Origin of the sequence: Paenibacillus sp. 22594, assembly GCF_052044425.1 — a bacterium.
Classification (GTDB): domain Bacteria; phylum Bacillota; class Bacilli; order Paenibacillales; family Paenibacillaceae; genus Paenibacillus_AQ.
The window spans coordinates 23310-35537 of the sequence record NZ_JBQENA010000003.1; the positions used below are offsets into that span (position 1 = coordinate 23310).

A 12228-nucleotide genomic window follows, 5' to 3' on the forward strand; every position below is an offset into this window, starting at 1 on the left:
TTATTTCACACTACGAGACTTTATTATTTTCTTACTCCTAGTAGTAATTATGCCAATCAATACGCTACACACCAAGCAGAATATTGGAAATAATATCTTCCCTGAATTAATCGTCAGTAATCCTATTTTTTGTCCATAGTAGATAAATAAAGAATGATATAGAAATACATAAAGAGAATTACTACCAATTAATTCTATTGGTGTGAAAATTAATGAGAGTCGTTTGAATCTTTTTTCAGCAATTTGAAAAATAAAAAATAAAATCGCTGCTATTATAAGTGTATAGACTAACGTGCTTTTATTAGGAGGGTTGGCCCAACTCTTGTCTAACAAATGAGTATTTAAGTATACGAACAATGCAAACAATGAAGCTACCAGCCCAAATACAAGTCCCTTTATATCAGATTGAAATATTCGCTTTAGAAAACTAGGCGGATTGGTTGAGAGTAATTGCAGAAAAATCCCTAGACAAAAACAGAATAAATATGATCCACCTAGAATTCTGCTAGCTCCTCCGTAGTAATTCGCAACATTTGTGAAGTGAGTTAAATAAAAACTCATCAAATAAATAAATAATAAACCTAATATCTGTTGATAAAATTTATGTCCTTGAAATAATTTATAAAGTAGCGGGGAAACGACTATTAGTTGGAGGAAAAATAAAACAAAGTAAAAAGGAGCTGCACCATTGAACATTATAACCTGATTTTTAAAAGTATTAAAATCAAAATGAAACTTATTCCAATACAAATGATAAACCAAAGTTGCAACCAAATATGGGACAACAATTGGAGCTACCCTTTTATATATATACGATTTAATTGGTAACTTCGTTCTTCCTATAGATATTGATGAAGTAAATCCAGCCAAAATGATAAATAATGTGACTGAGTAAATCGTTAAACTATGAATAAAAGTATTTAAATAGACCAACCCGTATAAATGATCAAAAACAACCGCAAGCATAGCTGCACCCTTTAAAAAGTTGATCCATCTTATCTGCACGTTTGACCTCTCCTCTTTCTAAAACAAAATAACTGAATAACTCATTAGCTTTTTGAATAAACTTTTATGAATTTATCGTAATCACGAATATAATCTTCGGGATCATATAAATGAGATGCAAGTACTAATAATACACAATCAGGTGAGAAGTCATACATTTCATGCCAATCATTAGGTTCAAGAATGAGTATTGTATTCGGGGAATCTAATTCTACTTCTTCTGTCCTTTTGGTATTATCCAAATGCACTTTGCAACTCCCCTTAACACATATTAATGCCTGCCTGGTTTTATAATGGGCATGAAATCCCCTGCGGACTCCTGCTATAGTACCATATATGTAGAATACTCGTTTGAACTCAAAAGGGATGGATTTATTCTCTTCCAGTACCGTTAGTTGTCCCCTTTCGTCACCCAAAGATTCTATTCGCACTATTCTACTTGATAATGTCTGCACTTTAATCCTCCTTATAATTCGTCCAATATCCCAACCGATTCTTAAACATAGTCAATTAGAATGAGAAATTTATATAATTGATTTTCTAAAAATGAATGACGATAGAGCTTTGATCTTTGCAGAAATTGTAATTTATCTTTCAATGACTTTCGATCTTGGATAAATAGCTTTAACTGATCGAGTTTTTCAGCATCTAACTGATCTGCATAAAGCTTATTAAACTCCATTGCCTGCTTTTTCAAAAGTTTATGACCGGAATGCTTTCGAAAACTCCTCCACTTATTCCACAATTCATGCAGAATAGTTCGATGGCCACCTACAACATTATTGTTATGCTGCCTATAATATAGCGTTGGTTGCTCGTCATAATATACTCTTCCAAATGCAGATACACATAGATAAATCCACCAATCATGCATTTGAAGATTTATTGGATTAATTGTTTTAGAAGTAACTAAGTCTCGCGCCGCTCTATTAATAACCATGGTCGCACCTACAGCAATGTTTTGTACTAGAGCATTGTAGAAGTGAGGAGCCTTTTGCGGAGGAGCTGGCCACACTTTAATCGGACTAAGGTTTTGATCTGCCAGCATTGTAGATGAGAAATACATCCCAGCCGTATCACATAACTGCAAAAACCGCACCGCTCTTTTAACCTTATCATTCATCCAAACATCATCTTGATCACAGAAGCAAAAATACGATGCATCTAAGTCTACTAAGTGTAGTAACTCAAAAAAACTTTGTATAACCCCTACATTACTACCTTTAATGAAACGAATTTTGTCAGAATACAATTTTACATATTTTTGGATGATAGGCACTGTATTATCGTTTGAACCATCGTCGCGTATAAGAATGGCTATATCATGATAGTTTTGTTGTAATATACTTTGCAGTTGTTCTTCAATATATTTTTCGCCATTAAATGTTGACATTAGAACCTGGACTTTATTCATTTTTCACCTCAAGAGGATGGTTACTTAATTTCAATTGAATTGATTAAAACTGAAAGTTCCCTGGTATCGTTATTAATATTCAATTCAGCTGGAATCATCGTTCTAGCTGCTTTCAGGGTAACTTTAATCACTTCATCGAAAGGAACTTTAACATTAAAAGTGAAATTGCCCTCTCTTACTATTTGTCTGTCCATTTCAGATCCGTCAATCAGAACCGCAATTTCATTTGACTCTATATAATTTGTCATGTAACCATTAATAACAAGTGTCCCAGATTGTCCGGCTAATAACTTGACACTTGCTTCTTTTCCCATCCATCTACCAGATCCATTGCTCTCTGGAGCATACCACCCTGTCTGTTCAGCTCCTGTAGCCAATGTACTTCCAACCTTGCTTTTATATAGCTCATAACTTTCATATTGACCAGTGACTAATCCGATACTATTCAAATTCATTGTCTCTCCCTTGAGATCAAAGATTAACGTCCCTGGAAGTTTATCATTAGTAAAAGCATCCTGGACTTGAACATTAAATTGGAATATATCGTTTACAGATATAGCACTTTGATTATTTAGTGTGACACTTTTATCGCCGCCACCGTTCATCTTACCTTCTATAATATGTTGTTTCTGTTTACCGCTGTATAACACCAGGGCTTCATTACTCGTGAAATCAGCAAGTTCTACACTTTCATTCATTTTTCCGAATACGATATATCGTTCATTTCTTGAGTCAAGTTCGGTCTCTTTCAGGTAATATACAGGTATATTAATACTTGAATTGGGTAACTCTTTTGTAAAATGAACGGTTTTGCCTAATTGAATCTTTGTATATTCATCCCAAAACGAATCGTGGATAGCCAGACTCATTTCAGATTTAAATATAGAAGGGGAATATACCATTGCACCGTCTTCAATATTCCTGAATGCATCACTTTTAATAAATGAGTTTATAAATGATAACCGCTGTTTTAAATAATTTTGATGTTTAGTAATTGTATTACTCTGAAAATTACTAAAAATACATGCCAAAGCGATCATACTAGAACCTATCAAAAGTACAACTCTTCGATTCTTCTGAGAGGATATTCTAGGCAGTATCCAGCTTATTAATAAACAAAAAAACAAAATAAATGCAAATAATGAAATATACGAGGCAGTAACCGTCACAAACGTACTTGTTTTCACTGCATTTTGATAAAGGGGAGTAACTGACAGTAAAGTACTTGGTAAAAACACATAAGCTGCAGTCACACACAACAAGGCGATCATTTTTTTCAAAGGCAGTGTCTCGTTAGAATCTTTCAATAATTTATAGAAGACATAGAAAGATAAAATCCCTAAAATAATATTTTCCAGTGTAAATACTTGGGCTATCATATTTAAATATTGGTTATCAAATTGCTGATCACCATATAAAGTAAATAATATATACCGATACTTAGCACTAAAGAATAATAAACCCGGTACAGCACTAAGACTCAAAACTACGATAGCATGTATACAGTCACGAATTGAAAAGCTAGCAATATCAACAGTTGCACCTTCATATCCTGCACCGAAAAGTGTTCGCCAAACCAGATAAAATATTAGATATGCTGCAGTAGATATTACTATTGGAAGTACTCTTAGGATGGACTTTTTCAGTCCCTTCTCTCTACTAAGTACTATTAACAAATAAAGAGGCGCGAATAAAATAAATAATTCGTAAGTAAAGAGACATATAACATATGCTAATGTACTGAAAATCATATGTTTTGTTTGCTTATTCTCAAGGTATAGATAAAAACTCCTCAATGATAAAAATAAAATAGTTATACTCAACCCATAAAACGATGTATATGCATTAGGGATAGTCGGTTCCCATGAAAAAGTTAAACATACGAAATAAGCAAAGCATACCATCCAGCATAAGACGTTGGATTTCCTGATTTCTTTACACAACAAAACAAATGAATATATGTTAGATAGCAGTATTAATAAACTCAGCACACGAAAAACAAGCGTGTTTTTAATAGCAAACATTAGCATAGCTATCACATTACCAAAAAAATATGCTCTTCCTTGACCTAGTGTAATATTGGCAATAGATTCATAGATTGATCCTATACCTTTCTGGGAACTTATTAGTGTTATTAACTCATCATTAACATTTATCCATGGTCTCATAAAATATGTAATTTTATATCCAACAATGACCAACATAAAAATAACTAGTATTGGTTTTTGCTTTATAAGGAGAATAAAATCTGATATTTTATCATAAATTGCTGATTTCATCTTCTCACCTAATTTAATAATTGGTTTAAAGCAATAATCTAATAATAATGATATTTGTTTTTGAAGATCTGTCCGTTTACCTAGTAGTAAAGTAGACAAAATACTATTTTTTTGCAATATTGCATTAGTAAACAAACAGAAAATAATAGTAAACACAAGAAGAACTGGCTCGTAATTTGGATTCTTACTTGGTATAAGCTGCTGTACTTGGGTGCGTTCAACGATATTAAGCATATAAAGAAACCCAAAACAAATTCTAAAAGCTAAGAAATGAAAAAGTGCTATTGTTAACGTATTCTCACCTAATGTAGTGAACACTCTTTTCAATATATTAATATTTCTAATTAAATAACTTATTATAATTGTAATTGAAATGCCAATAAAAGCAGAGATTACATTAATGATAGGATTACCAAAACTTCTGCTAGGATAATCCGTACCTCCCCATTTTATGTTAGCAAAATAATACAAGGGGTAAAGAAGCAATACTAGCGCACATATAAGAATATCGCTATTGATTTTCATTTGTGTCGTCTTAAATTTGCTTTTTGATAAAAGAAGGCCGCACATAAAATAAAACTGTGCAATTAAAACCAGATCAAATAATGTTCTTTGAAAAACAATATTATGTCTTACATACCAGTACCCAAGAATAAAAAGTATTAATGATGTAATTAATACTGCAGTCTTTCTTTTACGAAAAATATCATATAAAGCCTTCTGCAATACGGAGCACAAAAATAAAACAATAAAAAACCATGATACCCCTGCTAAATCTGATCCTATGTTAAAAGCAAAAAAGTTATAAATGCTTTGGATAAAACCTTCAGTATTCATTGGCTCGTTATAGAACAACAATCCAAATCCCAGCAAATTCATAATCCATCTAAATAAGAAGAATAGAATATTAATACAACATACAGGTATTATTAGTCTCATAAACCTGTCTCGGGTGAAAGCATAAAAACCTTGTTTGTCTAAGTTCGAAGTGAATCCGGATATAAAAAAAAAGGCAGGCATGTGGAATAAATAAACGTATTTAACCAGAAATCCATTCTCATGCCCTATAACTACAAAGAGTATAATTAATCCCTTGAAAATATCAATCCAATCAATTCTTTTATTTATTCCCAAATGATTACCCACCTATTTATGTCCCTTCTTAACAATCTGCGCGTTTACTTTTTCCGCTAAATTTACAAACTCAAAAAAAATAGAAGTGATTAAATATAGTTTTCTTTTGAGCAACATTACACTTAACCTCTTAAATATTCTGTGCTTGCGATTATCTATTAACCCGTTATCCACAACATATCTGTTTTGAAAAAAATCGCTAAAGCTAATATTCACTTTCCCCATAAATTCCCTTATCATAAAATATCTTCTAAAGAAACTTTGATTCCTGATTGGATAGAGAAGAACCCCAAGAATTTGATGAATATATAGTGAGCCTTTGATCTGCTTTTGAATATGTATCGGTAGATCAGCGGCACGCTTTATCGCAATATTTGTTGTATCAATAATAACAAAGCGTTTATTACTAAATTTTGAATTTTGTATTGATCCAGGGCGCTGTACATACTTATACATTGGTTTTTTCACTATCACAAAACGATTAGCCCGAGCTAAAATTATAGGAGTAACAGCTACATCTTCATTGTTAAGGCCCGTTGGATAGTCCAACCCCTCAAACAAACTTCTGTGAATAATTTTATTCCAGGATGCAGCAACCAAAGGAGTGTCCATAATCTGAAAAAAAGCACTCCCTCTATTAGGGTTATAGCAGCAACTTATTACACTGGAGCCATCTACTTCATATTCACAATTAATATCGCAAATCCCCAACTGCGCGCCAGTTTGTATCATTTCATTTAGAATTTCATTATACATATCCAGTTCTACATAATCGTCTGAATCTAAAAATATTATATATTCACCTTCAGCATGATTGAGACCATAGTTTTTCGCATCAGACAGCCCACCATTAGTCTTGTAAAAATAACGAATTATAGTTGGAAAGTCCTCACTATATTTCAGAGCGATTATTTCAGATTGATCAGGGGAACCGTCATTAATAATAAGTATTTCTGAATTTCCTGGGAGCGCAGCCAATGCAGAATCTAAACAACGTTTAAGATACATCTCAGTATTATAAACAGGTATAATCACTGAAAGTGTTTTATTATAGTCCAAATCTGAGTCTCTCCCTTTCTCTTCTTTCAAGTACTCTTTGCTTAACCTCTTCTTTTAAAGTGTAATTATTTAAAGCATAATCTTGCACTCTACATATTTCAGCAAACTCCAACTCTTTATTAATACTAAGAGTTACACTTTTTTCTTGCATTCTATGATAATTTAGAGATTCATCCAAATAGGCTACTTTACCAAATTCGAGAATCCTCATGTAGGCATACCAATCTCCAGCTAATCTATATCCCTTAGAAACTTCCAGTATTTCTTGGTAATCCCCATTTTTAAACACAGCACTTGAGGCATTAGCTATAGTGTTATTGATACACATGGTTGAGGTAATCTCCTCTGCTCCATCTAAAATATAGCTTTTATCCCATTTGCCAGTTTTATAAATATCTATCCATGGCCGAAGATCTTTCATCAAGACTTGATTATGCTCATTCATCGTTAAAGACTCACAGTATGAAATTACAACGTCTTCGTCGTGAAATCCTTCCATTACACTTTCAAGAAATCTAGGATGGCAACTATCATCGGCCTCTGCAATCCATACATAATCTCCTGAGGCATGTTTAAATCCATACTGCCATTGAGCGAATACATTCCCACTATTTTTTTCATTAATAATAAATTTAATATTTTGCGGAGATCCAAGTTTTTTTAAGTGATCTTCAATAACTTCCACACTGTTATCTCGAGAACAATCGTCTATTATTATTAACTCATGAATAGGATAGGTTTGAAGCAGGACCGAATCAATTCGTTCAACTATATATTCAGCATAATTATAATTAGGAATCACAACTGAAACTTTTTTTGCATTTTCATTTAAAATGCTTGATTTATACGAATTGCTATATATATCAATAATTCCTTCCCCAGAATACTCACGAAAAAAGTTACGTTTAACAAAATAACTCATTCTTTTTTTCATCTTATAAGGAACAGGCGACAAAATATATATTCGCTTTGCTATCTTTCTAATTCCTTGTTTTATATTCAAAATCATTACTCCTCAAATTAACTATTTTTTAAAATAGCTTTTCCAAGCTTTTCGTACTAATATATAGTTTTGCTGCGTTTCATTTCTATATAATTCCAATTCCTTATTTGTCTCTTGTACCAATGACATTTCAACACTATGCTCACTAATGATTGCATTAAGTCTAGCTATTTCATTTTCATAATCGTCACATATCTCTTGAATACGACAATTATTTTCGTTTTGACGTCTATCAATTTCCTTCTCATAGTCTTTAACAATTGATTTAATTTGATTGTTTTTATTATTCAACTCATTTGAATTTTCATTATGAATTCGTACTATTTCTATTTCATATTCATTACAGATTTTATTTATTTGATCGGAATGTGATTCTTCAAGGCTATTACTATCATTAAAATGACTTCGAGTTTCAAGATATTCTACTATGTGCTTATCAAGAATTCGTTTCATTATTTTTTCTTCTAATTCATTAAAATAATCAATTTTATTGTCATCTATGCTGTATCTTGAAAGAAGTTCATTCATGGAAATTATCGTTTCAATAAAACTATTAAAACGATATAAATTGACTATAGCTCTAAATAAAATAAACTCTGTTGGAATAACCCCGAATTTCCACTCTTGATCAAAAAAATAAAATTCTTCTTCTTTTATGAAGCAGTTTGAAAAGATTAGATCAATGTAGCCGTCGATGTAAAAATAAAAAGAGCTGTTATTATCAGCTTTATTTGTTGTTGAACATGTCAAAAGTAGATTCCAAAATTGATCAATCACTTCAATGGCTCTATCTTTTTTTCTGTTTTTAAAGAAATCAAGAACTCTATCTTCAACAGTTTCAGAGGAAATAAAATCACTAACTAATCGGTTATTATTCAACACTTCTTTGATCATAGGCATTCCCAATTTAGTAAGTTGGATATTATTATCCTCAATTTCCTCTAAATGCTTCAATGCCTTTCTATCACAAAATTTTTCCACTTTCTTATTGTTTACTATTCTTGTATGCACTCTCAAATATTCATACCTGTCGTTGTTAAAAGTAACAAAAGAAACCTTTGAATCTTCATTATAGTTAAAAGTCGATTCAACAAAAAAAGAATTTGCCATCATAGGGAACAAATTGTTATCAATCACAGCATCAATGGCACTATGTTCACTCAAATGTAGATTTTCAATTTCAGCATAAAAAGGTCTGTATCTCTTCGAGTTTTTAATTGTAGGCAAAAAATCATCTGAGAATATAACCTGTGGAAGTTTATAATCTGGTAACGGATAATAAAATTGATTATTCTTAAACCCCGAAGAGAATAATAACTGTTCAAGTTCATTTCGCCCAAATGTTCTTACCCCCTTAGAAGAAGGATATCCAGAGATTCCATCATATCGTACATTAGTGTGATCCTCTTTAGCACCACACCAATATTTAAGTCCCAATCTATTTTCTATAGCTATTAAAACCTTACCATTAGGAGCAAGAAACTTACTGACTTTCTTCAAGAATTCGTTATAGGGTTGTTCTTCATGAGTAAAGGAACCAGCATATTCCAACACACCAATTAAAGTAATATAATCGTATTTATAGGGTAACTCAATATCGTTTAAGTTCCCGACAATTATTTCTAAATTGTCTCGATTACAATTTCTAATCGCAATTGCTTCTGCTCTCCGTTTAGATAATTCTATTGCTGTCACATGACTAGCATTATCACAAAGTGTACCGGTAATAGCCCCCATCCCTGCACCAATCTCTAATATCCTAGACCCTTGTTTAAAAGGATACCAATTAACAATATTTTTTCTAATATGAGATAAATGATAAACAATGGGCCAACGTGTATCCTTTTCGTATATATTTTCTATTTTTGTTTCGTCACCTTGTGACTCTCTTAGATAATTAATAATTTCCTCTTCAATTTCCCCATCACTATAATTGTCTTTTCCATTATAGTATTTTAGATTCAGTAATTTAGAATAAGCTTGAAACTCATCTCCAGCACTAATGATACTCACCCCATTACAAATTTAAATTAGTTATCAAAAACAACTTAAATCAATTGTTCAATTTTCATTCCAAGATCTACAATACCAAACCCTAAAGAATCATGATGAAACTTCAAATGTATAAGATCGTACCTTCTATCTAGCGGCGGAGCCTCTAATCCAGGAACATCTTCAGCTATCCCTAATGAAATAAAATAATCCCCTTCTACAAGTTGAGGAACAAAAGCAAACTGAACACAGCAAATATTAGCCTCGTTTTGTGAAGAGACCTCAATCGAATCATCTCTGGAATTGTTCCCATAAACAGTAACGCCATCTACCGTCTTAATAGTTAACCCGTATATTGGAGAAGTTACGTTATCATTAAACTTTACTTTCATGATTATTTGAAGTAATTCCGTAGAGCTACAATCGATTGGATCTGCCATATCGTTTGATAATACTAAATAATCTATAATTTCAGCTCTTTTATCTCCCCATCTAAATTCATTTTGATTATAACTCCTTCTGTTTTCACAGTTTGAGACTAAATTCTCACTCGTAATAAATTCAATCGTTTCTTGAGAATATTTATTTTGTACTTTTATATCTAATTCTTTACTTTGAATGTTTGCCTCTCGAGTTTCAGTCGTAACATTCAGTTTCTTTTGTTTACCATAGAGTAAATCCAAGTAAGTATTAACAACCTCTTTCGGAAGCCCCTCCTGGATTAATTCTCCTTGATTAATTAAATACGCGTAGTCACAATGTCGTATTAGAAGTTCGGTTGCATGTGTAACAAAAAGAATAGTCTTTCCTCGTTCCTGAAATTCCTTAAATTTACGAAAGCACTTACTCTGAAAACGCACGTCCCCTACAGCCAAAGCTTCATCAACAATAAGTATGTCAGGATCTGTATGAACTGCAGTCGCGAATGCTAATCTAAGGAACATGCCGCTTGAGTAGGTCTTAACCGGTTGATCAATAAAGTGACCTATTTCAGCAAACTTTTCTATATCACTAAATCTATCATTAATCTCTTCTTTAGTTAAACCTAATATTGTAGCGTTCATATAAACATTTTCTCTTCCGGTAAATTCCGGATTAAAACCCGATCCCAATTCTAATAATGCCGCAATTCTACCGTTAACCTTAATTTCACCACTAGTCGCCTTTAAAATACCTGTAATTATTTGTAGCAGGGTACTTTTCCCGGAGCCATTTTGCCCTATTAGACCAATAGTCTTTCCTCTTGGGATATTTATACTAATATTATTCAAAGCATTGACTTCATTAAACTTTTTAAAATTTTTAAATAACGAAGAAACCATTCTATCAGCAGGACTATTATATAAATAATATTTTTTACTTATATTTTTTATTTCTATAGCATTATTCTCAGATAACATCTGCAAATGCCCCTTTCAACTTTGTAAAGAAGTAATAACCACCCACAAAAATCACAAGCGATATGGAGGTAATATTTGCCCACTGAATCCAGTTTGGCATTTCACCCCATAATACAATTTCTCTCATCTGCTGTATCACTATTCCAAGAGGATTAAAATTATAGATACCTTTCAAATAATCCGGAACATTTTCTATTGAATAAAAAACAGGTGATAAAAACAGCACGATTTGAAGAATTAGAGTAACAATATAATTTGTATCCTTGAAAAAGACTCCTAAAGCTGCTAAAAACCAAGCCAATCCCATCGATAATAAAATGATTGGAAATAAAACAACTGGAATTAGAAGAATTGTCCAAGATAAGGCTTGGCCCAAAAAAATGTTCATTATGATAAGTACAATTAAACTTATAAGTCCATTAAATAAAGCTGTTAGCATTAAGACAACAACCAGTATTTCAAGCGGAAAGATTATTTTTTTTACATAATTAACATTTGATTGAATAATCGTAGCGGACCGACTCAACACTTCTGAAAATAAATTATATACAATCATCCCAGTAAAAAGTGTCAACCCAAAAATAAAGGTACTTTCATTTTCAGTGTTTCCCCACTTAGACTTAAATATCTCACCGAATACGATAGTATAGATGATCAGCATTATTAAGGGATTTAGTATTGACCAGATCATTCCCAACATTGAACCTCTATATTTAACTAATATATCTCTTTTAGTTAGTTGTTTTATTAAATTTTTATTTTTATAGATTGATGAAAAAACAGACATTAATCTCTCTCCTTAATTTATAGATGAAATAAACTATAGATATATTATATATTTTGAAACAGTACTCTGTATTTGTTGTTATCTAAACTTAGCATTCAATATTTCCAGACTTGACCGTTAATAAATCGATAGGTTATATATATTTGATTCTGCAC

General features: G+C 31.9%; 9 protein-coding genes. All 9 read right to left on the reverse strand.

The window, feature by feature from the left end; translation table 11 throughout:
- The 9 genes from ACTJKB_RS10960 to ACTJKB_RS11000 are packed head-to-tail and all read right to left on the reverse strand — an operon-like array spanning position 1 to position 12073.
- A complete protein-coding gene (locus ACTJKB_RS10960) occupies positions 1 to 1005 on the reverse strand; it encodes an acyltransferase family protein (RefSeq protein WP_440833932.1) in 1005 nt (334 codons plus the stop codon).
- A gap of 44 nt (positions 1006 to 1049) precedes the next feature.
- On the reverse strand, positions 1050 to 1460 hold the full coding sequence (locus ACTJKB_RS10965) for a sugar 3,4-ketoisomerase (RefSeq protein WP_440833934.1): 411 nt from the start codon (positions 1458 to 1460) through the stop codon (positions 1050 to 1052).
- A 41-nt stretch (positions 1461 to 1501) separates the two neighbouring features.
- Positions 1502 to 2398, reverse strand: coding sequence for a glycosyltransferase family 2 protein (locus tag ACTJKB_RS10970; protein ID WP_440833935.1), 897 nt, complete (start codon positions 2396 to 2398; stop codon positions 1502 to 1504).
- A gap of 41 nt (positions 2399 to 2439) precedes the next feature.
- Positions 2440 to 5832: an acyltransferase family protein gene (locus tag ACTJKB_RS10975; protein ID WP_440833937.1), complete on the reverse strand. Its 3393-nt coding sequence runs from the start codon at positions 5830 to 5832 to the stop codon at positions 2440 to 2442.
- Between the two features lie 12 nt (positions 5833 to 5844).
- Positions 5845 to 6921, reverse strand: a complete 1077-nt coding sequence (locus ACTJKB_RS10980) for a glycosyltransferase family 2 protein (protein WP_440833939.1) — start codon at positions 6919 to 6921, stop codon at positions 5845 to 5847.
- Positions 6881 to 7894: a glycosyltransferase family 2 protein gene (locus tag ACTJKB_RS10985; protein ID WP_440833940.1), complete on the reverse strand. Its 1014-nt coding sequence runs from the start codon at positions 7892 to 7894 to the stop codon at positions 6881 to 6883. Before ACTJKB_RS10985 ends, ACTJKB_RS10980 begins: the two co-directional genes overlap by 41 nt.
- Positions 7895 to 7915: 21 nt before the next feature.
- A complete protein-coding gene (locus tag ACTJKB_RS10990) occupies positions 7916 to 9907 on the reverse strand; it encodes a class I SAM-dependent methyltransferase (protein ID WP_440833941.1) in 1992 nt (663 codons plus the stop codon).
- A 35-nt stretch (positions 9908 to 9942) separates the two neighbouring features.
- Positions 9943 to 11286, reverse strand: coding sequence for an ABC transporter ATP-binding protein (locus ACTJKB_RS10995; protein WP_440833942.1), 1344 nt, complete (start codon positions 11284 to 11286; stop codon positions 9943 to 9945).
- A complete protein-coding gene (locus ACTJKB_RS11000; RefSeq protein WP_440833943.1) occupies positions 11276 to 12073 on the reverse strand; it encodes an ABC transporter permease in 798 nt (265 codons plus the stop codon). Before ACTJKB_RS11000 ends, ACTJKB_RS10995 begins: the two co-directional genes overlap by 11 nt.
- Positions 12074 to 12228 lie beyond the last annotated feature (155 nt).